We start from the raw sequence: 22,171 nt of genomic DNA, 5'->3' as shown, positions 1-22,171 counted from the left end.
ACCCGGTCAGCTGGTGCTGTAGGGCAGCCGCACCATCTCGAGGACGTGCTGGGCGGGCGAGCCGAGCGGCGCCAGCAGGTGCACGACGCCGAGCCCGAAGCCGTTGGCGGGGGCCATCGCCTCGTAGAGCACCTGCACGCCGGCGCTGGCCAGCAGCGTCACCGCGCTCATGTCGACCACCAGGTCCGAGGTGCCGCCGTACGACGCGTGAGCGATGCGCCGGCGCAGCTCGTCGGTGCCCCGGTGGTCCACCGTCCCGGTGAGCACGAGCCGGCCCGGGCGCTCCTCGATCGTCAGCGGCTCGCGGCCGGACGCGTTCGCGCCGGAGGCGGTGAGCATGCCGACCGAACGCGTGGGCCGCAGCCGCAGCCGCGCCGTCGTGCCCTCCTCGCCGTGGTGCAGCTCGAACTCGTCGGCGAACCCGCGGGCCATGGCGAGGCCACGACCACGCGTGCCCGGCGCGCCCGGGACCCGCCAGGTGCCGGTGTCGCGGACCACGACCTCGACGTAGCCCTCGTCGTCGAGGTGGGCGACGACCTCGACGACGGCGTCGGAGCGACGCGTGGCGGCGGAGTAGGCGTGCTCGCAGGCGTTGGTGACGACCTCGCCGACGGCGTGCTGGAGCGCGACCTCGTCGAGCGGGCCGACCTGGAGCTCGTCGAGCCACTCCGCGAGCTCGGCCCGGACGACGCGGGGCGTGTCCGGCATCGCCGGGTAGGACAGGTGCAGGTCGGGCATCGGCTCGACCAGCTCGGCCGCGAGGACCGTGACGTCGTCGGCGACACCCGTCGACCCGGCGAGCCGCTCGATGGACTCCCGGCAGATCCGCTCGGGCAGGCGCTCGTCGATCCGCTCGAGGTCGGGGCCGGCGAGGACGGCCTCGCGGACCACCTCGGCCAGGTCGACGGTGCACTGGGCGACGGTGCGCCCGGGACGCTCGACGATGCCGTCGCTGTACATCACGAGCACGTCGCCCTCCTCGAGCTGGTGCTCGGCGAGGTCGAAGGGGAGGCCGGAGGCGAGCGGCCCCGCACCCGAGGCCGGCAGGAACGTCGTCTCGCCGGCGGGGCTCACGACCATCGGCGGCGGGTGGCCCGCGGTGCAGTAGACGAGCTCGCCGGTCTGGGGGTCGAGCACCGCGGCGCACACGGTGGCGGCGCGGGCCGGCGGCACGCGCCGGGCCCGGGCGTCGAGCAGCTCGAGGGCGGCCTCGATGTCGCCGTCGAGGCGCGCGCGCTCCTCGAAGAGCGCACGCAGCTCGCCCATGGCCACCGAGGCGCGGACGCCGTGACCGACGACGTCGCCGACCGCGAGGACCAGGCGACCGTCCTCCAGCGCGACGGCGTCGAACCAGTCGCCACCGGCGACGACGCCTTCGTCGGCGAGCAGGTAGCGGGCAGCGAGGCGCACGCCGCGCGGGATCGGTACGCCGCCGGGCAGCAGCGCGTCCTGGAGCGCGACCAGGGTCTGGTCGCCGCTGCCGACCGGGGACTGCGCCGGGGCAGCGGGCGGCGCTGCCGGCGGGGCGGTCGGGACCGCCTGGACCACGACTCCGCGGACGGCGTCCTCGCCGTGCCACGGGGCCAGGCCGAGCGTGAGCGCCTCCTGGGGGCCGGTCGCCAGCACCGCGGTGCGGGACGCACCGGACGCCTCGACCTCGCGGACCAGCGCCAGCAGCTCACCGGCCGGGCCACCCGGCTCGCCGGCGCGCAGCCGGCGGACGACGTCGTCGCCGAGCAGCCCGTGGCCGGCAGCGTTGACCTCGGTCAGGCGGAGATCGGGGGCCTCGAAGACGGCGAGCAGCCCGGGGGCTTGGTCGAAGATCGACGTCCGACCGCCGTCGTACGACCCTCCGTCCATGGCGTCCCTCCGCTGGTGCTGCTCACTCATGGCTCCCCTGTGCCCACTTGACGCGGTCCTTCACCCGCGTGGAAGGGGCAATCCTCACAGGCCCGGCTGGTCGGCGGGCCGGTTCCCCCGATCGCGTGCGTCACATGGCCCGGCGGTGAATCCCCGGCCACTTTCACCCGGAGAGGTGAGGGTCCCCGTCAACACCAGGGGGTTGTGTGAGGAGTGGACGCTGAGCAGACGGCGACCAGCTCCGACTCGGACGGACTCGTCATGACCTCTGCATCCACCAGAACCCGGACCACCCGCCTCCCCCGCGCCGAGCGTGCGGCCCGCACCGAGGCCCTCCTCGAGCAGCTGCGGTCCTGCACCGACGAGGACCACCGCGAGCAGCTGCGGGGCGAGCTCGTGCTCGTCAACCGCGGCGTCGCCGAGGCCGTCGCCCGCCGCTACCGCGGCCGTGGCCTGGCCGAGGACGACCTCGCGCAGGTCGCCTACCTCGGCCTGACCAAGGCCGTCGCCCGCTTCGACCCCGACCGCGGCCACGACCTGCTCACCTTCGCGGTCCCCACGATCCGCGGCGAGCTCACCCGGCACTTCCGCGACCACGGGTGGGCGGTGCGACCGCCGCGCCGGGTCCAGGAGCTGCAGGGCCGCTACAACCGGGTCGTCGACGACCTGCACCAGGAGCTCGGTCGCGAGCCCACCGACCGCGACGTCCGCGAGGCCCTCGGGCTCTCCGAGGAGGAGTACGCCGAGGTGTCGGGCGCGTGGGGCTGCTTCACGCCGCGCTCCCTGGACCAGCCGGTCGGCGGCGAGGACGGCGCCTCGTTGCTCAACCTCCTGCCCGACACCGTCGCCGAGGACCCGCACGCCGTCAGCGACGCCCGGGTCTCCCTCGCCCCGGTCGTCCGCTCCCTCGACGAGCGCGACCAGCGGATCGTCTTCCTCCGGTTCTACGAGGACCGGAGCCAGGCCGAGATCGGCGCCGAGCTGGGCGTCAGCCAGGTCCAGGTCTCCCGACTGCTCAGCCGGATCCTCGAGCGGATGCGCGAGGAGCTCACTTGAGCCGGTCCCGGGTAGCATCCGGGCCGTGCGTCTCCTCCCTGCGTTGCTCCTCACCACGGCCCTGCTGGCCGGGTGCGGGACCGATCAGGGCGGCGACACCGACCCCGACCAGGTCGACGCGGTCGAGGTGCCCGAGCTCGGCGCCTGCCGCGTGCTCACCCCCGACGACGTCGCCCGGGCGTCCAACGCCACCCGCACCGTCGACTGCTCCGAGCGGCACACCGCCCAGACCTACGCCGTCGGCGAGCTGCCGCAGGAGCTGCGGGACGCGGCGTACGACAGCGAGGAGCTCGGCGCCTTCGCCTACGAGACCTGCTCGCGGCGCTTCCAGGAGCTCCTCGGGGCCGACGAGAGCCTGGTGATGCGCACCGTCGTCAGCTGGGCGTGGTTCCGGCCCTCGGAGCAGGCCTGGGACGACGGCGCCCGGTGGTACCGCTGCGACGTCGTCGGGGGCGGCGAGCAGAGCACGGAGTACGTCGCGCTGCCGGAGACGGCCGAGGGGCTGCTCCTCGGCCGCCCGCAGGACCGGTGGATGGTCTGCGCGGCGGGTCCGTCGGTCGACGAGGGCGAGAAGGTCCCCTGCTCGCAGCCGCACGACTGGCGCGCGGTCACGACGATCAAGGTCGGCGACAAGGACGACGAGTACCCCGGCGACCGGGTCGTCGAGGTCACCTCCCGCGACTACTGCTCGGACTCGGTCGGCGCGTGGCTGGGCTACCCGGTGGAGTACGACTTCGGCTACACGTGGTTCCACGAGGCCGAGTGGCAGGCCGGCAACCGGCGCTCGGTGTGCTGGGCGCGGACCCCCGACTGATGCGGGCGCGGGCGGCAGCCCTGCTCGCGCTGGCGGTCCTCGCCGGCTGCTCGTCCACCCCGGACGCCGACGCACCGACAGACGCGCCGGCGTCCGCCCCGACGTCCGCGCCGACGTCCGCGCCGACGTCCGCGCCGACCGCCACCGCCACGGCTGTGCGCGAGCCGCAGGACCGTGCCTGCCACCGGATGAGCTACGCCGAGGCGGTCGCACCGACCACGGCGACCGCCCCGGTCCCGTGCGAGGACCCGCACACCTCCATGACGTACGCCGTCGGGCGGCTCGACGCCGTGGTCGGCGGCCACCTGCTGGCGGTCGACTCCGCGCGGGTGCAGGAGCAGGTCGCCGCCGACTGCCCGCGGCGGCTCGGGGCGTTCCTCGGCGGCGACCGCGCGGCGCTGCGGCTCAGCATGCTGCGGTCGGTGTGGTTCACCCCGACCGTCGAGGAGTCCGACTCCGGGGCCGACTGGTTCCGCTGCGACGTCGTGGCGCTGTCCGGGCCGGAGCGGCTCGCTCCCCTCACCGGTCGGCTCGCCGGCGTCCTCGACCGCCCCGAGGCCGCCGAGCGGTGGGCGATGTGCGGCACCGCCGGACCCGACGCGGCCGACTTCCGGCGCGTGCCGTGCTCGGCGCCGCACGCCTGGCGGGCCGTGTCCGTGGTCGACCTCGAGGGCCGCTCCGCCGGCGGGGACTACCCGGGCGCCACGGCTGCCCGGGAGGCCGGCCAGGCCCCCTGCGAGGCCGCGGGCCGCGCGGCCGCGGAGGACCCGCTCAGCTTCGAGTGGGGCTACGAGTGGCCGAGCGCCGCGCAGTGGACCGCCGGGATGACCTTCGGCCGCTGCTGGGTCCCGGACTGAGCAGCCGCCCGCGAGGAACGAGCGGGCGGCGTCGCGAAGGAAGGTCGAGCAAGTCCCGCGACCGAGGGACGAGGTCGCGACGGGCGGGTCGAGACCCGGTGACATGCGCACCGCGGTGGGTACGTCGCCGGGTCTCGACACGGGCGGCGCTGGCGCGCCTCCCTGCTCGACCAGCGGAGGAGGTCAGAAGCCGAGCTTGCGGAGCTGGCGGGGGTCGCGCTGCCAGTCCTTGGCGATCTTGACGTGCAGGTCGAGGTAGACCGGCGTGCCGAGGAGCGCCTCGATCTGCTTGCGGGCGTCGGTGCCGATCCGGCGCAGGCGGGCGCCCTTGTGGCCGATGATGATCCCCTTCTGGGAGTCCCGCTCGACGTACACGTTGGCGTGGATGTCCAGGAGCGGCTTGTCCTCGGGGCGGTCCTCGCGCAGGCCCATCTCCTCGACGACGACGGCGATGGAGTGCGGGAGCTCGTCGCGGACGTCCTCGAGCGCGGCCTCGCGGATGAGCTCGGCGACCAGGATCTCCTCCGGTGCGTCGCTGAGGTCCCCGTCGGGGTAGAGCTGCGGCCCCTCGGGCAGCAGCCCGATCAGCAGGTCCGCCAGCAGCTGGACCTGGTCGCCGGCCTGCGCGGACACCGGCACGATCTCCGCCCAGTCCGTGCCGGTCTCGACGCCCAGCGCCTGGATGTCGAGGAGGTGCTGGCCGACCTGCTCGGGGGTGGCCAGGTCGGTCTTGGTCGCGATGGCGACCTTCGTCGTGCGCTTGACCTTGGCCATCTCGTTGACGATGAACCGGTCGCCGGGACCGATCTTCTCGTTCGCCGGGAAGCACGCCGCGACCACGTCGACCTCGGCCAACGTCGTCTTGACCAGGTCGTTGAGCCGCTCACCGAGCAGCGTGCGGGGCCGGTGCAGCCCGGGGGTGTCGACGAGCACCAGCTGCGCGTCGGGGCGGTGCACGATGCCGCGGACGACGGTGCGGGTGGTCTGCGGCTTGGAGCTGGTGATGACGACCTTCGCGCCGACCAGCGCGTTGGTCAGCGTCGACTTGCCCGCGTTGGGGCGGCCGACGAACGACGCGAAGCCGCTGCGGTGCTCGGGGGTGGTTCCACTCATCTCAGGCCTGTCCGTCGGTTGCTGCGTTCGAGGCCGCCGCGTCGTAGTCGGCCCAGATCTGGTCGTCGCCCTTGCCTGCCGCCTTGCCCGCGCGCCACACCGGCCCGGGGTCGACGGCGCGGGGCTGGCGGCGGGCGTTCCCGCGCCAGTAGCCCATGACGTCGTACGCCGTGCTGGGCAGGCGCCGCGCGTGCATGAGGTGCTTGCGGACCGCCCGCATCTGCGCGGACTCCCCCGCCATCCAGAAGTAGCCCTCGCCCTCGGGCCACTCGATCGCCTCGACGGCATCGGCCAGGCGGCTCTCGCCGTCCCCGGGCTGGTCGAGCCAGGTGACGTCCGCCCCCGCCGGCAGGTAGCCGGCCAGCTCGTCGTCGGCCGGGACCTCGGCCCACACGCGGGTCGGGACGTCGACGGTCTCGCGGATCCGGGCCATCGCCGGCAGCGCGGTCAGGTCGCCGACGAGCATCAGCCACGCGGCTCCGTCCGGCATCGCGAAGGAGCCCTTCGGCTCGGTCACCGTCACGGTCTCGCCGACGACGTCGCGGCGGGCCCACTCGGTCACCAGCCCGACGTCGTGCACGACGACGTCGAGCACCAGCTCGGCGCCGTCCCAGGACCGCACGGTGTAGTAGCGGCTCTGGAACTGGCCGGGCACGACCAGGCCGACCCACTCGTCGGGCACACCGGTGGAGACGAACCCGGCGAGCCCCGGTCCGCCGAGCACGAGCCGCACGAGGTGGTCGGAGACCTGGGTCCGTCCGAGGACCTCGGCGGTGTGCTGCTGGGCCCGGGTGCTCACCGGGTCAGGCTAGTCACCACGACGGGCGCAGCGGGAATCCGTCGGAGCCGTCCTCGGTGGTGTTGACGGCCAGCACCTGGTGCAGCTGGATCTCGTTGCGCTCGAAGGCGAGCCGGGAGCCGGCCATGTAGAGGCCCCACACCCGCGCGGTGCCCTCGCCGACCTCCGCGACGCAGGCGTCCCAGTTCTCGACCAGGTTGCGGCACCACTCTCGCAGCGTCATCGCGTAGTGGATCCGCAGGTTCTCCTCGTGCATGACCTCGAGGCCGGCGTCCTGCGCGGTGGTGATGATCGTGCCGGAGCCGGTCAGCTCGCCGTCGGGGAAGACGTAGCGGTCGATGAACGCACCGGTGCTCGCCGGCCGGTTGTGCGGCCGGGTGATGCAGTGGTTGAGCAGCCGGCCCTCGGGCTTGAGGTGGTCGCGCAGGAAGCCGAAGTACGCCGGGTAGTTGCGCACCCCGATGTGCTCGGTGAGCCCGATCGAGCTGATCGCGTCGAAGCCGGTCTCGAGGACGTCGCGGTAGTCGGAGTGGCGCACCTCGACCAGGTCGCCGACACCGGCCTCGTCGATGGCCTCCTTCGCCCAGGCCGCCTGCTCGCGCGAGAGCGTGACGCCGAGCGCCTTGACGCCGTACTCCTTGGCGGCATGGATGACCATCCCGCCCCAGCCGCAGCCGACGTCGAGCAGGCGCTGGCCGGGCTGCAGGTCGAGCTTGCGGGCGACCAGGTCGAACTTCTCGGCCTGGGCCTCCTCCAGCGACGCGGTCTCCTTGGGGAAGACCGCGCAGGTGTAGGCCATCGACGGCCCGAGCACGTGGCGGTAGAAGGCGTTGGACACGTCGTAGTGGTGGCTGATCACCTCGGCGTCGCGGGTGAGCGAGTGGCGCACGCCCTCGACGACCCGGCGCCAGCGCGGCAGGTGCTCCTGCGGCGGGGGCGGCGGCGGCTTGAGGTGGTTGATGCCGAGCCCGCGCACCAGCCGCACGGCCTCGGCCGGGCTCGGCTTGCGGAAGCGCAGGTGGTTCATCAGCAGGGTCATCGCGTCGTAGGGGTCCCCGGGGTGCACGCCGTGCACCCGCAGGTCGCCCGAGACGTAGGCACGCGCCATGCCGAGGTCGCCGGGCGCGGTCATGATGTAGGCCAGCCCCCGCGGGTCGGTCAGCTCCAGGCGGATGTCGGCGTCGGCCGGCCCGGCGGCCGACCCGTCGTACGCCTCGAACCGCACCGGCATCCCGTCACGGAGCAGCGACGCCACCGCGTCGCCGATCGAGATCGAGGTCACCGTCTCCTCACCACCTTGTCGTAGAGGCTCGTCAGCCTGTCGTCGGGATCGAATGCCTGCTTCACCGCCGCGAGGTGCTCGCCGGCGTAGAGCCGGTCGAAGGTCTCGCGGTCGTAGAAGGCCTCGGAGTAGAGCGACTTGTGGCCGCCCAGCTCGTGGACCTTCTCCTCGATGGCCCGGTTCATCGGGCCCTCGGGTGCTTCGGGGCCGACGTGGACGGTGCCCCAGAAGCCCACGTTGACGTAGGTCGCGCCCTGCTCGAGGGGGTACGTCGGCCAGTCGCCCCTCGCGACCAGCGGGCACAGCCACACCGGCCGCATGCCGACGGCCTCGTCGAACCAGGTGAGGAACTCCCCCAGCCGCTCGACGGGCACCTCGACGTCCTGGATCACCCGCTCGCGCTGGGGCCGTCCGGCGCGGCGGTCGAGCCGGTCGACCACTCCGTAGCGACGCTCCAGCGCCACCAGCCGGTGGTAGACGTCCGAGCGGCGCCAGCGCCGCGGCCACACGCGCCGTGCGAGCGGGTGCTGCGCGCCGAACGCGCCGGAGCACCAGAACCAGTCGGTGTCCCAGCGCCACAGGTAGTCGTAGGTGGTCAGCAGGTCGGTCGACCGCTCGCGGATGCTGCGGTAGTAGATCGCCTGGCCGGTGTAGTCGCTCGTCGGTCCCGGCTCCTCCTGCCAGGTCGCCAGCGTCAGGTACACCTCGTCGGGCCTGAACGCCGTGCCGTCGAGCCCGTCGACCCGCACGCCGTCGTGCTCGCCGGTCGCGACGATCGACTCGATGGTCGGGGCGAGGAGCGCCGGCTCGACCCGGACGTGGCGCAGCGCGACGTACGACGGGACCCGCTCGAGGCTGATCCGCAGCCGGGTGGCGTAGCCGAGCGAGCCGTAGGAGTTCGGGAAGGCGTCGAAGAGCTCCTCCCCGGGGCGGGTGGTCACCACCTCGCCGGCGCCGGTGAAGACGTCCATCTCGAGCACCGACTCGTGCGGCAGCCCGTTGCGGAAGCTGGTCGACTCGATGCCCAGGCCGGTCACCGCGCCGCCGAGGGTGATCGTGCGCAGCTGCGGCACGACGTACGGGATCAGCCCGTGTGGCAGCGTCGCGTCCACGAGGTCCTCGTAGGTGCACATGCCCTGGACCTCGGCGGTGCAGGAGGCGGGGTCGACCTCGATCACGCCGGTCAGCCCGCTGACGTCCAGGCCGGGGCCGACCGCGGCCGTCCGCGGCCGGAACAGGTTGGAGGTCTGCTTGGCCAGCCGGACCGGCGCACCCGCCGGGATCGCGGCGTACGACGCTCGCAGCCGGTCGACCGCCTCGGTGTGGTGCTGCCAGGCGCTGACGGTTGCCACGGGCAACAAGTTACTCCCGCCGGAGCATCCAGCGCGCGAGGGTCTCTCGGCCCGGGTCAGGTGGTGGTGGTCGTCACCAACGTGCCGCGCGGGTCGCCCCGGTGGACGACGACGCCGGCACCGCCGAGGTCCCGCACGGCCGCCAGGTCAGCGTCCGCGAGCGCCTCGGACTCGGTCAGCACGACCGCCGCCTCGAGGCCGGTCGCGCCCGAGGCGACGGCCATCGCGACGCACACGCCGAGCGCTGAGACCTGCAGCGACGGCAGGTCGACCGTCGCGGCGGCGTACGTCCGGCCGTCGGCGTCGCGGACCGCGGCCCCCTCCGCCGCGCGGGTGCGGGCACGCGTCGCGCGGGCCAGGGTCACCAGCTTGCGGTCCTCCGCACTGACCTCGCCGACCTCGCTCGTGGGCCCGGTGCTCACTCGTCCTCCTGGGTGCTCTCGTCGGGGTCGTCGGCGCCGACCGGCATGATCCGGACGGTCGCGACCTTGTTGCGACGGCCCGCGGGCCCCTCGGCCTCGAAGCGCAGGCCGTGGGCCACGACCACCGAGCCGGGGATCGGCACGCGGCCGAGGTGCTTGGCCATGAGGCCGCCGACGCTGTCGACGTCCTCCTCCTCGACGTCGAAGCCGAACAGCTCGTCGAGGTCGTCGACCGGGTAGCGCGAGGAGACCCGCCAGCCCTCGCCGTCGGGCAGCTCCTCGGTCTCGACCTGCTCCTCGTCGTACTCGTCGGTGATCTCGCCGACGATCTCCTCGAGGAGGTCCTCGATGGTGATGATGCCGGCGGTGCCGCCGTACTCGTCGACCACCACCGCGATGTGCTGGCGGTTGGCCTGCATCTCGGAGAGGAGCGCGTCGACGGGCTTGGACTCCGGGACGTACGTCGCCGGGCGCATCACCTCGTCGATGCGCTGGGTCAGCTCGACCTCGGGCGCCTCGAAGTCGCGGCGCACCACGTCCTTGAGGTAGGCGAAGCCGACGATCGAGTCGAGGTTGTCCTCGATGACCGGCACGCGGGAGAAGCCCGAGCGCAGGAACAGCGACATCGTCTGGCGCAGGTTCTTGTGCCGCTCGACGTAGACCACGTCGTTGCGCGGGACCATCACCTCCCGGGCCGAGGTGTCGCCGAGCTCGAAGACCGAGTGGATCATCCGACGCTCGCCGGACTCGATGACCGCGGACGCCTCGGCGAGGTCGACCAGCTCGCGCAGCTCGGTCTCGGTGGAGAACGGGCCCTCACGGAAGCCCTTGCCCGGCGTCAGCGCGTTGCCGACGACGATGAGCAGCCGCGGCAGCGGCCCGAGCACCCGGCTCAGCGCCATCAACGGGCCGGCCGAGAAGAGCGCGACGGTCTCGGAGTGCTGCCGGCCGAGGGTGCGCGGGGCGACGCCGATGACCACGAAGCTGACCACCAGCATGATCGCGATGGTCAGCAGCACGCTGGCCCACCAGGCGCCGTCGACGGCCTCGTCGATGTGCAGGGTGACCAGCACGATCGCCGCGACCTCGCACAGCAGGCGCAGGAAGAGCGCGGTGTTGAGGAAGCGGACCGGGTCGTCGAGCAGCGCCACGAGCCGCTTGGCGCCCGCACGCTCCTCCCCCACCAGCTCCTCGGCGCGGGCGCGCGAGAACGCGCTGATGCCCGCGTCGACGGCGCTGAAGAGGCCCGCGAGCGCGACGAGTGCGGCCGCTGTGACCAGCAGCCACACGTCTCCGGCGGTCACCGGGCGCGCCACTCCTTCAGCAGCTCGTCCTGGAGGCCGAACATCTCCTTGTGCTCCTCGGGCTCGGCGTGGTCGTAGCCGAGCAGGTGCAGGATCCCGTGCACCGTCAGCAGCTCGATCTCCGCGTCCTTGCCGTGGCCGGCGGTTCCGCCCTGCTTCTCGGCGATCTCCGGGCACAGCACCAGGTCACCGAGGACGCCCTCCTCGGGCTCCTCGTCGACCAGGCCGGGGCGCAGCTCGTCCATCGGGAAGGCCAGGACGTCGGTCGGGCCCTCCTTGTCCATCCACTGCTCGTTGAGCTCGGCGATGGTCGCCTCGTCGACGGCCTTGATGCACAGCTCGGCCATCGGGTGCACCCGCATCCGGTCCATCACGAACCGGCTGAGGTCGGCCAGCCACCGCACGTCCAGCGCGTGGCCGGACTCGTCGAGGACCTCGATGCTCACCGCGTGGCGTCCTTGGCTGCCCGCTGCTCGCTGACCCGCTCACGCTCGGCGTCGAACTCGTCGTACGCCGCCACGATCTTGCCGACCAGGCGGTGCCGCACGACGTCGTGGCTGGTCAGCCGGTTGAACGAGATGTCCTCGACGCCGTCGAGGATGCCCTCGACGATCCGCAGGCCCGACTTCACGCCGCCGGGCAGGTCGGTCTGGGTGATGTCGCCGGTGACGACGATCTTCGAGCCGAAGCCGAGGCGGGTGAGGAACATCTTCATCTGCTCGGGCGTGGTGTTCTGCGCCTCGTCGAGGATGATGAAGGAGTCGTTGAGCGTGCGACCGCGCATGTACGCCAGCGGCGCCACCTCGATCGTCCCCGCTGCCATCAGCTTCGGGATCGACTCCGGGTCGATCATGTCGTGCAGCGCGTCGTAGAGCGGGCGCAGGTACGGGTCGATCTTCTCGCTGAGCGTGCCCGGCAGGAAGCCGAGGTGCTCGCCGGCCTCGACGGCCGGGCGGGTGAGGATGATCCGGTTGACGTTCTTGCTCTGGAGGGCCTGCACGGCCTTGGCCATCGCGAGGTACGTCTTGCCCGTGCCGGCCGGCCCGATGCCGAAGGTGACCGTGTGCTTGTCGATGGAGTCGACGTAGCGCTTCTGGTTCAGCGTCTTCGGGCGGATCGAGCGGCCACGGTTGCTGAGGATGTTGAGGCTCAGCACGTCGGCGGGGCGCTCGGTGGTCTCGGCTCGCAGCATCGCCAGCACGCGCTCGACGGTCTCCCCCGTCACGCCCTGGCCGGTGCGGATGATCGTCACCAGCTCGTCGAGCAGCCGCTCGGCGAGGGCGACCTCTCCCGGCTCGCCGTACAGCGTGATCCGGTTGCCGCGGACGTGGACGTCCGCGTCGAAGGCCTGCTCGAGCAGGGCGAGGTGCTCGTCACCGGGCCCGAGGAGGCTGACCATGTTGATGCTGTTCGGGACCACGACGGTGTGCCGCGTGGAGTGGGTCTGGCTGTCAGTCATGGATGCCCGGTCCGGGCGGCCTTTCGTCGACGGTGGGTGCCTGTCCATGCTACGGGAGCGCTCGCGCGCGCCCCAGCGAGTTGCGCTGCACGGCGTAGCGTCGGTCGCGTGCCGAGTGTTCCCGTGGACCCGTGTGATCCCGTCGAGGATCCCGACGACCACGACGACGACACCGCGCCGGCCTGGGAGGCCGGCACCCACCTCCCGCCCGACGCCCGCCGGATGGGGCTCACCGCGCACGTCCCCGACGGGGCCCTCCTCGACTTCGCCAGCCGGCTCGACCCGACCCAACGGCGGCACCGGGTCACCGCCTGGATCATGCTCGTCGTCTTCGGCCTGCCGGTCGTCTTCGCCCTGGTGCGGGCGCTGCAGCTGTTCTGAGCGCCGGTCGCGGGTCCGCTGGCGCTGGTGTGGCCGACGTGGTCCCTGCGTCGTGGGGTCGTCCACAACCCGTCCCCGGACGGTCGCCATCGCGGCGCGACGTGGTTATCGTCCGAAGCGGGCGCCTCGGTCTGGGCGCTGCTGTCTCGGGAAGGACCGCACCATGCCGCTGCGCACCCTCGGCGCCCTCGCGCTCGCCACCACCCTTGGCCTCTCCGCCTGCTCCGGCGACGATCCCGAGCCGACGTTCGCCCCCTCGCCGTCCGCTTCGGCGACGTCGGCGGTCGCGTCACCGTCGGCTCCTTCGGACGGGGAGCCAACGCGCCCGGCCCTTGCGCGGCAGTTCTCCGCTACCGGCGCCGACGCACTCGTCACCTACTTCTGGCAGCTCGCTGATTACGCACAGGCGACTGGCGACGTACGGCCTCTCAAGAAGGTCTCAGCTGCGGAATGCGCCCCCTGCACGAGCGGTCGAAAAGCTATATCCGCTGTCTACGACGACGGTGGTCAGATCGAGGGCGGCGAGACGACGGTAAACATTCTCGAGACGAAGAGGGTGCGCCTACGCGAAGGCCCCGCGTTTCAAGTACTTGCGCGCGTGAAGAACCAGGCGCAACGAATCGATCTTCCGGGCGACTCGAAGGACGGAGAATTTCCGTCATCCACCATTCGGGCGACTTTCGTTGTAATCAACGAGAACGGCGTCCCGATCATCTCGTACTGGAACGCCCAATGAACCGGGCCATCGCCACCCTCGTCCTGGTCGCCTGGACACTGCTCTCCCTGGCTCCTGCCCCGGCTCAGGCGGACGGATGCACTCCGGTCACGAATGGCTCAACCTCTGCAGGTGCGACAGGAAACTTCTTCTCGGTCAATAGCAACTCCAATTCAGCTGGGTGCGCAGCGCCGCCCCAGGACACAACCCAAACGTCGTCCACTCCGGGGGCCTGGCATAGCGCTCCCGTCTGCGCCGTTGGCGGCGCTGCGACCTGCCAAGAGGTTGCTCTCTGCCCAGGCGGCGAGGTGTTGACCGAGTGGTGGTTCGTATCCGTCGATGGCCAGGAACTAGCGAACTACCAGGCTTGCCCTGACGAAGCGGAGCCGACGCAGCCACAGATCACCAACGCCATGGTGCTGAATGCTCTACGGCGCGTCGGGCTCCCGCCGGCGCAGCTGCAGGTCCAGCCGCCGAACGGGCGCACGCTGGTCAACTTCGCGACGAACTTCTACACCGAGCAGGGCGACCTGACCCGCAGCGTGACCCTGCTCGGTCGGCAGGTCGACCTGCGGATCCACCCGACGAGCTACACGTGGAGCTTCGGCGACGGGACGACGGCCACCACGAGCGGGCCGGGCGCGGCGTACCCGGACCTCGAGGTGACCCACGACTACCGGAAGGCCGGGCGGGTGGCGCCGAGCGTGGACACGACGTACTCCGCGGAGTTCAGCGTCGACGGCGGGCCGTGGCAGCCCGTCGACGGCACCGTCACCATCCCCGGAGCACCGGTCGGTCTCCGCGTCCTGACCGCCACGCCGACGCTCGTGGGCTACCGGTAGGGCGCGACCGGCCGACGTACCGGAGTGCCCAGCGTGACCGTCGCCCCGCGGGGACGTCGGCGGCCGGAGGGACTTCGGTGCGTCGGGAGGACGATCAGCCCGGGGGCCAGGTCATCGGGCGCCCGGCGAGCATGTGCAGGTGGGTGTGGAAGACCGTCTGGCCGACGCCGGCGCCGGTGTTGAAGACCAGCCGGTAGTCGGCGTGGCCCTCGGCGGTCGCGACGGCCGCGGCGGCGGTGACCAGCTCGGCGGAGGCGACCGGGTCGCCGGCGGCGAGCGCGGCGGCGTTCTCGTAGTGGTCGCGCGGCACGACGAGCACATGGGTCGGCGCCTGGGGGTTGATGTCCCGGAACGCGACCGTGCGCTCGGTGACGTGCACGACCTCCGCCGGCACCTCCTGGGCGACGATCTTGCAGAACAGGCAGTCCGCATCACTCATGCACGCAACCTAGCGCCGTCCCGCGCGCGTCTCACCGGCATCGGCACCCCGACCCGGGAGGATGAACCCATGGACGCTCGCCTGCGGATCACCGCCCTGCTGACCGCCTCGACCCTCGCCCTCGCGCTCGGCGCCTGCGGTGAGGACGGCGGCTCGGCGGCGGACCCCACCCCCGCGGGCAGCACGACCTCGCCGACCGCCTCGACCAGCCCCGACGAGACGAGCCAGCCCAGCGAGGAGCCCACGTCCGACGGCTCCCCGTCGGAGGACGGCGGCGGCAGCGAGACGACCGTGCCGGTGTACTTCGTGGGCGACACCCCGCAGGGAGCACGGCTCTACCGCGAGTTCCGGCGGGTGGGCGGCGACCCGTACGTCGAGGCGGCACGGCTGCTGACGACCGGCGACGCGCTCGACGCGGACTACCGCTCGCTGTTCCCCGAGGGCGCGTTCGCCGACGTGCGGGCCGAGGACGGGGCGATCGTCGTCGAGGTGGCCGACGACGGGTGGAGCGCGCCCGGGGAGCTGTCCCGGAACGGCGCCCGGCTGGCCGTCCAGCAGCTCGTCTACACCCTGCAGGGCGTCGCGCAGGAGCGCCTCCCCGTGCGCGTCGTGGACGCCGCCGGCGAGCCCGCGCCGCTGTTCGGCGTGACCGGTGACCTCGTCCAGGCCGCCCCGCTGGAGGTGCTGTCGCTGGTGAGCATCAGCGGTCCCGAGGAGGGCGCGACCGTCGCCGACACCTTCACCGCCGGCGGCGTCGCCTCGTCGTTCGAGGCGACCGTGCCGTGGGAGGTCCGCGACAGCAGCGGGAAGGTCGTCGTCGACGGGTTCGCGACGGCCGAGGGCTGGATGGACAAGCTCTACCCGTGGGCGAGCGAGGTCGACGTGTCCGGCCTGGAGCCCGGGACCTACACGTTCGTCGCGATGACCGACGACCCCTCCGGGGGCGAGGGCGGCGGGCCGATGGTCGACAGCAAGACCATCACGGTCGAGTAGCGGTCGAGTAGCGGTCGAGCAGCGCTCAGCCCCAGCGCGGGGTCCGCGTCAGCAGCGCGGCGACAGCGGCGACGCCCGCGGTCGAGGTGCGCAGCACCTCCGAGCCCAGGCGCACCGACGACGCGCCGGCGGCGGTGAACGACGCGACCTCCTCGTCGGTCAACCCGCCCTCCGGCCCCACCACCACGACGACGGGTCCCTCGGCCGGGACGTCGAGCGAGGCCAGCGGCACCGACGCCTCCTCGTGCAGCACCACGGCCAGCGTCGCCGACGACAGCAGCTCGACGACGTCGTCGGTCGAGGCGAGCTCGGCGACCTCGGGGAACCAGGACCTGCGGGCCTGCTTGGCCGCCTCGCGGGCGGTCGAGCGCCACTTGGCCAGGGACTTCGCGGCGCGCTCGCCCTTCCACACCGCGACCGAGCGCGCGGCCGCCCACGGCACGACCCGGGCGACGCCGACCTCGGTCAGCACCTCGACGGCGAGCTCGCCGCGGTCGCCCTTCGGGAGCGCCTGCACGACGACGACCGCCGGTGACGGCGGCTCCACGCGGCGTACGTCGCCGACGACCGCCTCGAAGACCCGCTTGCCGGTGGAGCTGACCTCGGCGGTGACCGAGGTGCCGGCCCCGTCGGTGAGGACGACCCGCTCCCCCACACGCAGCCGGCGGACGGCGACCGCGTGGTGCGCCTCGTCGCCGTCGACGGTGACGGTCGCTCCGGCACCGACGCCCGTCAGCGACGGGACGAGGTGGACCGGAAGCGACATCAGTGACCGTCGAAGGCGTCGCGGAGCCGGCCGAAGAACGACTTCGAGCCCGGCTTGACCTGCCCAGACGGGGTCTCCTCGCCACGGATCGCGGCGAGCTCGCGCAGGAGCTCCTCCTGCCGACCGTCGAGGCGCTGCGGGGTCTCGACCGCGACCGAGACGACGAGGTCGCCCCGCCCGCCGCGGAGCCCGGGCACGCCGCGCCCGCGGAGCACCTGCTCGGTGCCGGACTGGGTGCCGGCGGGGATCTCGAGGGCGAACTCGGTCTCCACGCCGGAGTCGGCGCCCTGCTCGACGTCGGCCTCGAGCGTCGGCAGCGTCAGCGAGGTGCCCAGGGCGGCCGCGGTCATCGGGACCGTGACCGTGCAGTGCAGGTCGTTGCCGTGGCGGGTGAAGACCGGGTGGGCGGCCACCTGGATCTCGACGTACAGGTCGCCGGCGGGCCCGCCGCCGGGGCCGACCTCGCCCTGCTCGGCCAGCTGCACCCGCGTGCCGGTGTCGACGCCCGCGGGGATCTTGACCGTCAGCGTCCGGCGCGAGCGCACGCGCCCGTCGCCGGAGCACTCGCGGCAGGGCTCGGGGATGATCGTGCCGAAGCCGCGGCAGGCCGCGCACGGGCGCAGCGTGCGGATCTCGCCGAGGAACGAGCGCTGGACGTGCGCGACCTCGCCCTGGCCGCGGCAGGTCTCGCACGGCACCGGGTGGCTGCCCGGCGCGGCGCCGTCGCCGTGGCAGGTCGTGCACAGCACCGCCGTGTCGACCTTGAGCTCGCGGGTGACGCCGAACGCCGCCTCGGCCAGGTCGACCTCGAGCCGGATCAGCGCGTCCTGGCCGCGGCGCACGCGCGGACGCGGGCCCCGCCCACCGCCGCCGCCGGCCCCGGCCTGGCCGCCGAAGAAGGCGTCCATGATGTCGGTGAAGGAGAAGCCGGCGCCCTGCCCGAAGCCGCCGGCGCCGCCGCCGAACGGGTCGCCGCCGCGGTCGTAGGCCGCCCGCTTCTGCGGGTCGGAGAGCACCTCGTAGGCGCGGGAGACCTCCTTGAACCGCTCCTGCGCCTCCGGGTCGGGGTTGACGTCGGGGTGGTACTGCCTCGCGAGCCGGCGGTAGGCCTTCTTGATCGCGGTGTCGTCCGCCTCGCGGTCGACGCCGAGCAGCTCGTAGAGGTCCTGGCTCACCTGTGTTCCTTCGCGGGATCGGGGATGTGAGGGGTACGTCGGGGCGAGGGCCCGTCAGCCCTCGTCGAGGATCCGGGAGACGTAGCGGGCCACGGCCCGCACCGCCGACATGGTCCCGGGGTAGTCCATGCGCGTGGGGCCGACGATGCCCAGCGTGGCCAGCGCCTCGTCGCGCGGACCGTAGCCCGTGGCGACGACGCTGGTGGAGGAGAGCTGCTCGTAGGGCCCTTCGGCGCCGATGCGGACCGTGACGGTGCCGCCGACGGTCGCCTCGCCGAGGAGCCGGAGCAGCACGACGTGCTCCTCCAGCGCCTCCAGCAGGGGCCGGACGGCGGAGTCGAAGGAGTCGCCGTACCGCGCGAGGTTGGCGGCGCCACCGACCGCGACCCGGGCGTCGGAGCGGTGGTCCTCCATCGCGTCGGCGAGGGTCTCGACGACCGCGCGGGTGACGCCGTCGTCGCGGTCCGGTCCGGGACCGGGGGCCTCCGGCACGGCCTCGCGAAGGCGGCGTACGGCGTCGGCGATGACCTCGCCGGTCGCCGCCTGGTTCACGCGCGAGCGCAGCTCGGCGAGCGCGTCCTCGGTCAGCTCCGCCGGCAGCTCGACGAGCCGCTGCTCGACGCGGCCGGTGCTGAGGATGAGCACGACGAGCAGCTTGGTCGGGGCGAGCGCGACGAGCTCGACGTGGCGCACGGTCGAGCGGGAGAGCGTGGGGTACTGCACGACGGCGACCTGCCGGGTCAGCTGCGAGAGCAGCCGGACCGACCGGGTGACGACGTCGTCGAGGTCGACGGCGCCGTCGAGGAACGAGGCGATCGCGCGCTTCTCGGCCGACGACATCGGCTTGACCGTGCTGAGCCGGTCGACGAAGAGGCGGTAGCCCTTGTCGGTGGGCACCCGGCCGGCACTGGTGTGCGGCTGGGTGATGTAGCCCTCGTCCTCGAGCACGGCCATGTCGTTGCGGACCGTGGCGGGCGAGACGCCGAGCCCGTGCCGCTCGACGAGCGCCTTGGAGCCGACCGGCTCTTCGGTCGCCACGTAGTCCTCGACGATGGCCCGCAGCACGGCGAGCCTGCGGTCCTCCTGCACGTCGCCTCCCACCCGTCCGGCTCGTCTGGCACTCGTCACGACTGAGTGCCAACTGTAGCGCGCGGTCGGACGAGGGCGACGATCTCGGCCGGCGGGACGCACGGCTGGCCGGGCACTCGACCGGTGGCATAGGTTAGGCTCACCTAAGTCTTAATGGAGGGAGCTCTCATGACCGTCGTCCCGAGCAGCAGCGTCCGCCACGACCCCGACGGTGGCGCGGCCGCGGCGCGCAGCATCCTCTCCTGCCCTGCGAGCGTCCACCTCGTCGTGGACGGCGCGCCGGACGTGCTCGAGGGCGCCGAGGCCGCGGGCACCGGCATGCAGGACTGCGGGGGCGAGCCGACGTTCTCCACGCCGCTCGGCTCCGAGCTCGCCGTCGTCGCAGCCGAGGGCCGGCGCGCCCTGCTGACGGTCCACAGCGGGCTCGGTCGCCACGGCTCCCCCGACCGGGACGCGACGCTCGCGCTCGCGGGCCGGCTCGTCGTGCGCGGCCGGGAGGTCTGCGAGTGCTGCGGCGACCCCCGCGAGGTGGTGGCCCTCAAGCCCGACCTCGTGGCTCTCGGCCGGGCCGGCCAGCCGGCGGAGCGCCAGCTGCGCGTCGACGTCGGCCGGTTCCGCGCGCCCGAGCACCAGCTGAACCGCGGCTACCTCCAGCGCTCGGTCGAGCACGCCAACAGCCACCACCAGGAGGAGCTGCGCCGCGCGGTCTCCTCCACGACCGGCGCCCCGATGACCGACGTGGTCGGCGTGGCCCTCGCCGACCTGCGCACCGACGGCGTCGAGGTGCAGTGGGTCGGGCCGCACGGCGCCGACCGCACGGTCCTGCACTTCCCCCGACCGGCCCGCACCACCGCCGAGCTCGGCGACATGCTCCGCCGCCAGCTGCACCACGGCATGTGCTGAGCCTCCCGCCGCCGATGGCGCCGCCTAGGCTCGCCGGGTGACCTTCACCGAGATCGCCGACCGGGTCTGGACGACCCGGCGCCCCTGGTTCGACGTGACCACCACCGTCGTCGGGGGCGAGCGCGGGCTGGTCGTCGTCGACACCCACGGCTCGGCGGCCGCGGGGCGCGCGCTCGCCGACGACGTACGCACCCTGGGCGGCGAGGTCGTCGCCGTCGTCAACACCCACTGGCACTTCGACCACACCTTCGGCAACCAGGCCTTCCGCGAGCTCGATCCCGACGTGCCTGTCCATGCGCACGAGGAGGCGGCGGCCGAGCTGGAGCGCGGCGCCGCCGCCGTCCAGGAGCGGTACGCCGCCGACGCGGCCGACCCGCACCGCGAGGACGTCCTCGCCACCACGGTCGTGGTGCCCGACCACGTCTTCTCCTCGATCCGCGTGCTCGACCTCGGCGACCGCTCCCTCGAGCTGGTCCACCCCGGTCGCGGGCACACCGCCGGCGACCTCGTCCTCCGGGTCCCGGACGCCGACGTGCTGGTGGCCGGCGACCTGGTCGAGTCCTCGGCGCCCCCGTCGTTCGGCGAGGACTCCTGGCCGATGGACTGGCCGCTGAGCCTCGACATCGTGCTCGGGCTGACGACACCCGCCTCCGTCGTCGTGCCCGGGCACGGACCGGTGGTCGACCGCGACTTCGTCGAGGAGCAGCGCAACCTGATCGGGATCGTCGCCGAGACGGTCCGCGACCTGGCCACCCGCGGCGTGCCCCTCGCCGAGGCGCTGGGGGCCGCGGAGTGGCCGTGGCCGCGCGAGCACCTGGCTGCCGCGGTCGAGCGCGCCTACGCCCAGCTGCCGCGCAGCCAGCGGCGCTTGCCGCTGATCTGAACCGGGTACGGACACCGCATGAGCGAGCCCACACCCGAGGACGCCACCCAGGACCCGACCGGCATCAGCGACGAGCAGCTGCCCGAGGACCTCCGGCCCGGCGACGACAACCCGCTCGCCGAGGGCCTCGAGCCCGGCGAGACCGCCGGTGACCTGCTCGAGGAGGGCAAGCACACCGACCAGGAGGCCGAGCAGGACGCGGCCGAGGACGGGTCGAGCACGTCACAGGAGGGCTGACCCGGCGCGGCGTGCGCCGCGCTGTCGGCGCTCCGGCCTAGCGTCGGAGGCGTGACCGACCGCTACGGATCCGACGTCCTCTCGACCGACTGGCGCGCCCCGAAGCGCGGCCGTGCCGTCGAGGCGCCCGCCGAGCTCGGCGCGGTCGTGGAGGAGGTCACCACGGACTGGGTCGGCGAGATCGTCGCCGTCGACCGGGACCTGCACACCGTCACGCTCGAGGACCGCCGCAACCGGCGCCGTACCTTCCCGCTCGGCGCGGGCTTCCTCCTCGAGGGCAAGCCGGTCATCCTCACCGCGCCGGTGCGGCGCACCGCGCCCGCGAAGCCCACCCGGACCGCGTCGGGCTCGATCGCCGTCCACGACGCGAAGGCCCGCGTTGCCCGGGCCAGCCGGATCTTCGTCGAGGGCCGGCACGACGCCGAGCTCGTCGAGAAGGTGTGGGGCGACGACCTGCGGATCGAGGGCGTGGTCGTGGAGTACCTCGACGGCGTCGACGACCTCGGCGACCAGCTGCGCGACTTCGGCCCGGGGCCGAACCGCCGCGTCGGGGTCCTCGTCGACCACCTGGTCAAGGGCTCGAAGGAGAGCCGCATCGCCGACGCCGTGCGCAGGTCGCCGGTCGGCAAGCACGTGCTCATCGTCGGCCACCCGTTCATCGACATCTGGGCGGCGGTCAAGCCCGACCGGCTCGGGCTGCAGGCCTGGCCGGACGTGCCGCGGCACATCGAGTGGAAGAAGGGCGTGTGCCAACAGCTGGGCTGGCCGCACCGCGACCAGGCCGACATCGCGCGGGCCTGGAAGCACATCCTGTCGAAGGTGCACTCGTTCGGTGACTGCGAGCCCGCGCTTCTCGGTAGGGTCGAGGAGCTGATCGACTTCGTCACCGAGGAGCACCCGTGAGCGATCCCTACGGCCCCCCGCCGTCCGACCCGCAGGAGCCGCAGGGCACGCCGTACGGGAACCAGCCGTACGGCCAGCAGCCCTCCGGGCAACAGCCCTACGGCACCCAGCCCTACAACCAGCAGCCCTACGGCCAGCAGCCGCCGGGTCAGCCGCCGTACCAGCAGCCGTACGGCGGCAGCGGCCCGAGCAACCCCGACGAGCGCACCTGGGGCGGCGCCGCGCACTGGTCGGCGCTGATCGGCGCGTTCGTCGCGCTGGCGTTCCTCGGCCCGCTGCTGGTCATGCTCGTCAAGGGCAACCAGTCGGCCTACGTCCGCGCCCAGGCCGTGGAGTCGCTGAACTTCCAGCTCTCGATCCTCATCTACGGGATCGTCTCCTTCGTGCTGGCCTTCGTGCTGATCGGCTTCCTGCTGCTGCCGATCGTCGGCCTGATCTGGTTGGTGTTCACCATCATCGGGTCGGTGAAGGCGTCCAACGGCGAGCTCTACCGCTACCCGCTGACCATCCGCATGGTCAGCTGACCC

General features: G+C 73.1%; 25 protein-coding genes. 12 read left to right on the top strand and 13 right to left on the bottom strand.

Annotated features, from left to right (window positions below; genetic code table 11):
* Positions 1-6: 6 nt before the first annotated feature.
* On the bottom strand, positions 7-1,890 hold the full coding sequence (locus QWY28_RS15820; RefSeq protein ID WP_300953525.1) for a SpoIIE family protein phosphatase: 1,884 nt from the start codon (positions 1,888-1,890) through the stop codon (positions 7-9).
* A gap of 231 nt (positions 1,891-2,121) precedes the next feature.
* On the opposite strand from QWY28_RS15820, the gene QWY28_RS15815 reads away from it, so the two are divergent.
* Genes QWY28_RS15815 through QWY28_RS15805 form a run of 3 tightly spaced genes read left to right on the top strand, consistent with a single transcriptional unit; the run spans position 2,122 to position 4,587 of the window.
* Positions 2,122-2,916, top strand: a complete 795-nt coding sequence (locus QWY28_RS15815) for a sigma-70 family RNA polymerase sigma factor (RefSeq protein ID WP_300953524.1) — start codon at positions 2,122-2,124, stop codon at positions 2,914-2,916.
* Positions 2,917-2,941: 25 nt separating this feature from the next.
* Positions 2,942-3,730, top strand: a complete 789-nt coding sequence (locus QWY28_RS15810; RefSeq protein WP_300953523.1) for a septum formation family protein — start codon at positions 2,942-2,944, stop codon at positions 3,728-3,730.
* Positions 3,679-4,587 carry a septum formation family protein gene (locus tag QWY28_RS15805; RefSeq protein WP_300953522.1) on the top strand — a complete coding sequence of 303 codons (909 nt, stop codon included), beginning with the start codon at positions 3,679-3,681 and terminating at the stop codon, positions 4,585-4,587. The genes QWY28_RS15810 and QWY28_RS15805 overlap by 52 nt, the downstream gene beginning before the upstream one ends.
* A 183-nt stretch (positions 4,588-4,770) precedes the next feature.
* Here the strand turns inward: QWY28_RS15805 and era are convergent, their stop codons facing one another.
* From era to QWY28_RS15765, 8 genes are read right to left on the bottom strand one after another with little or no spacing between them, the layout of a single operon-like run.
* Positions 4,771-5,700 (bottom strand): GTPase Era, encoded by a 930-nt coding sequence (gene era, locus QWY28_RS15800; RefSeq protein ID WP_300953521.1) that lies wholly within the window; start codon positions 5,698-5,700, stop codon positions 4,771-4,773.
* A gap of 1 nt (position 5,701) precedes the next feature.
* Entirely contained in the window at positions 5,702-6,499 is a 798-nt protein-coding gene (locus QWY28_RS15795; RefSeq protein ID WP_300953520.1) for a siderophore-interacting protein, read from the bottom strand.
* 13 nt (positions 6,500-6,512) lie between these two features.
* Positions 6,513-7,781: a class I SAM-dependent methyltransferase gene (locus QWY28_RS15790; protein ID WP_336622421.1), complete on the bottom strand. Its 1,269-nt coding sequence runs from the start codon at positions 7,779-7,781 to the stop codon at positions 6,513-6,515.
* Positions 7,778-9,133, bottom strand: a complete 1,356-nt coding sequence (locus tag QWY28_RS15785; RefSeq protein ID WP_300953519.1) for an FAD-binding oxidoreductase — start codon at positions 9,131-9,133, stop codon at positions 7,778-7,780. The genes QWY28_RS15790 and QWY28_RS15785 overlap by 4 nt, the downstream gene beginning before the upstream one ends.
* A 56-nt stretch (positions 9,134-9,189) precedes the next feature.
* Positions 9,190-9,555 carry a cytidine deaminase-like protein gene (locus QWY28_RS15780; RefSeq protein WP_300953518.1) on the bottom strand — a complete coding sequence of 122 codons (366 nt, stop codon included), beginning with the start codon at positions 9,553-9,555 and terminating at the stop codon, positions 9,190-9,192.
* Positions 9,552-10,859, bottom strand: a complete 1,308-nt coding sequence (locus QWY28_RS15775; protein ID WP_300953517.1) for a hemolysin family protein — start codon at positions 10,857-10,859, stop codon at positions 9,552-9,554. Before QWY28_RS15775 ends, QWY28_RS15780 begins: the two co-directional genes overlap by 4 nt.
* Positions 10,856-11,305, bottom strand: a complete 450-nt coding sequence (gene ybeY / locus QWY28_RS15770; RefSeq protein WP_300953516.1) for an rRNA maturation RNase YbeY — start codon at positions 11,303-11,305, stop codon at positions 10,856-10,858. The genes QWY28_RS15775 and ybeY overlap by 4 nt, the downstream gene beginning before the upstream one ends.
* On the bottom strand, positions 11,302-12,318 hold the full coding sequence (locus QWY28_RS15765) for a PhoH family protein (protein WP_300953515.1): 1,017 nt from the start codon (positions 12,316-12,318) through the stop codon (positions 11,302-11,304). The genes ybeY and QWY28_RS15765 overlap by 4 nt, the downstream gene beginning before the upstream one ends.
* Positions 12,319-12,426: 108 nt before the next feature.
* On the opposite strand from QWY28_RS15765, the gene QWY28_RS15760 reads away from it, so the two are divergent.
* The 3 genes from QWY28_RS15760 (at position 12,427) to QWY28_RS15750 (ending at position 14,256) form a co-directional block, all read left to right on the top strand.
* Positions 12,427-12,699, top strand: coding sequence for a hypothetical protein (locus tag QWY28_RS15760; protein ID WP_300953514.1), 273 nt, complete (start codon positions 12,427-12,429; stop codon positions 12,697-12,699).
* Positions 12,700-12,862: 163 nt separating this feature from the next.
* A complete protein-coding gene (locus QWY28_RS15755) occupies positions 12,863-13,435 on the top strand; it encodes a DUF6318 family protein (RefSeq protein WP_300953513.1) in 573 nt (190 codons plus the stop codon).
* Positions 13,436-13,827: 392 nt separating this feature from the next.
* Positions 13,828-14,256, top strand: a complete 429-nt coding sequence (locus tag QWY28_RS15750) for a PKD domain-containing protein (protein WP_300953512.1) — start codon at positions 13,828-13,830, stop codon at positions 14,254-14,256.
* Between the two features lie 94 nt (positions 14,257-14,350).
* On the opposite strand, the gene QWY28_RS15745 is transcribed toward QWY28_RS15750, so the two are convergent.
* A complete protein-coding gene (locus tag QWY28_RS15745; RefSeq protein ID WP_300953511.1) occupies positions 14,351-14,695 on the bottom strand; it encodes an HIT domain-containing protein in 345 nt (114 codons plus the stop codon).
* A 69-nt stretch (positions 14,696-14,764) separates the two neighbouring features.
* On the opposite strand from QWY28_RS15745, the gene QWY28_RS15740 reads away from it, so the two are divergent.
* A complete protein-coding gene (locus tag QWY28_RS15740; protein WP_300953510.1) occupies positions 14,765-15,688 on the top strand; it encodes a Gmad2 immunoglobulin-like domain-containing protein in 924 nt (307 codons plus the stop codon).
* Positions 15,689-15,713: 25 nt separating this feature from the next.
* On the opposite strand, the gene QWY28_RS15735 is transcribed toward QWY28_RS15740, so the two are convergent.
* Genes QWY28_RS15735 through hrcA form a run of 3 tightly spaced genes read right to left on the bottom strand, consistent with a single transcriptional unit; the run spans position 15,714 to position 18,718 of the window.
* Positions 15,714-16,454 carry a 16S rRNA (uracil(1498)-N(3))-methyltransferase gene (locus QWY28_RS15735; protein ID WP_300953509.1) on the bottom strand — a complete coding sequence of 247 codons (741 nt, stop codon included), beginning with the start codon at positions 16,452-16,454 and terminating at the stop codon, positions 15,714-15,716.
* On the bottom strand, positions 16,454-17,629 hold the full coding sequence (dnaJ, locus tag QWY28_RS15730; RefSeq protein WP_300953508.1) for a molecular chaperone DnaJ: 1,176 nt from the start codon (positions 17,627-17,629) through the stop codon (positions 16,454-16,456). The genes QWY28_RS15735 and dnaJ overlap by 1 nt, the downstream gene beginning before the upstream one ends.
* A 54-nt stretch (positions 17,630-17,683) precedes the next feature.
* The gene (hrcA, locus tag QWY28_RS15725; protein WP_300953541.1) at positions 17,684-18,718 is read right to left on the bottom strand and encodes a heat-inducible transcriptional repressor HrcA; all 1,035 of its coding nucleotides are present in this window, start codon (positions 18,716-18,718) and stop codon (positions 17,684-17,686) included.
* Between the two features lie 168 nt (positions 18,719-18,886).
* Between hrcA and QWY28_RS15720 the strand changes: the two genes are divergently transcribed.
* Genes QWY28_RS15720 through QWY28_RS15700 form a run of 5 tightly spaced genes read left to right on the top strand, consistent with a single transcriptional unit; the run spans position 18,887 to position 22,168 of the window.
* Complete coding sequence (locus tag QWY28_RS15720; RefSeq protein ID WP_300953507.1) at positions 18,887-19,621, top strand: hypothetical protein; 735 nt, start codon at positions 18,887-18,889, stop codon at positions 19,619-19,621.
* Between the two features lie 37 nt (positions 19,622-19,658).
* Positions 19,659-20,504, top strand: a complete 846-nt coding sequence (locus tag QWY28_RS15715; RefSeq protein WP_300953506.1) for an MBL fold metallo-hydrolase — start codon at positions 19,659-19,661, stop codon at positions 20,502-20,504.
* An 18-nt stretch (positions 20,505-20,522) separates the two neighbouring features.
* Entirely contained in the window at positions 20,523-20,741 is a 219-nt protein-coding gene (locus QWY28_RS15710) for a hypothetical protein (protein WP_300953505.1), read from the top strand.
* Between the two features lie 51 nt (positions 20,742-20,792).
* Entirely contained in the window at positions 20,793-21,644 is an 852-nt protein-coding gene (locus QWY28_RS15705; protein ID WP_300953504.1) for a DUF3097 domain-containing protein, read from the top strand.
* Positions 21,641-22,168: a DUF4870 domain-containing protein gene (locus tag QWY28_RS15700; RefSeq protein WP_300953503.1), complete on the top strand. Its 528-nt coding sequence runs from the start codon at positions 21,641-21,643 to the stop codon at positions 22,166-22,168. Before QWY28_RS15705 ends, QWY28_RS15700 begins: the two co-directional genes overlap by 4 nt.
* Positions 22,169-22,171 lie beyond the last annotated feature (3 nt).

The organism is Nocardioides oceani (genome assembly GCF_030412965.1).
Lineage (GTDB): Bacteria > Actinomycetota > Actinomycetes > Propionibacteriales > Nocardioidaceae > Nocardioides > Nocardioides oceani.
This window is presented reverse-complemented; position numbering and strand designations above follow the sequence as displayed.

Coding starts and splice junctions, on each gene's coding strand:
- QWY28_RS15755 (WP_300953513.1), top strand. CDS start 12,863: ATGCCGCTGCGCACCCTCGGCGCCCTCGCGCTCGCCACCACCCTTGGC.
- era (WP_300953521.1), bottom strand. CDS start 5,700: ATGAGTGGAACCACCCCCGAGCACCGCAGCGGCTTCGCGTCGTTCGTC.
- QWY28_RS15745 (WP_300953511.1), bottom strand. CDS start 14,695: ATGAGTGATGCGGACTGCCTGTTCTGCAAGATCGTCGCCCAGGAGGTG.
- QWY28_RS15735 (WP_300953509.1), bottom strand. CDS start 16,454: ATGTCGCTTCCGGTCCACCTCGTCCCGTCGCTGACGGGCGTCGGTGCC.
- QWY28_RS15740 (WP_300953510.1), top strand. CDS start 14,765: ATGGACGCTCGCCTGCGGATCACCGCCCTGCTGACCGCCTCGACCCTC.
- QWY28_RS15765 (WP_300953515.1), bottom strand. CDS start 12,318: ATGACTGACAGCCAGACCCACTCCACGCGGCACACCGTCGTGGTCCCG.
- QWY28_RS15750 (WP_300953512.1), top strand. CDS start 13,828: ATGGTGCTGAATGCTCTACGGCGCGTCGGGCTCCCGCCGGCGCAGCTG.
- QWY28_RS15820 (WP_300953525.1), bottom strand. CDS start 1,890: ATGAGTGAGCAGCACCAGCGGAGGGACGCCATGGACGGAGGGTCGTAC.
- QWY28_RS15815 (WP_300953524.1), top strand. CDS start 2,122: ATGACCTCTGCATCCACCAGAACCCGGACCACCCGCCTCCCCCGCGCC.
- QWY28_RS15720 (WP_300953507.1), top strand. CDS start 18,887: ATGACCGTCGTCCCGAGCAGCAGCGTCCGCCACGACCCCGACGGTGGC.
- QWY28_RS15710 (WP_300953505.1), top strand. CDS start 20,523: ATGAGCGAGCCCACACCCGAGGACGCCACCCAGGACCCGACCGGCATC.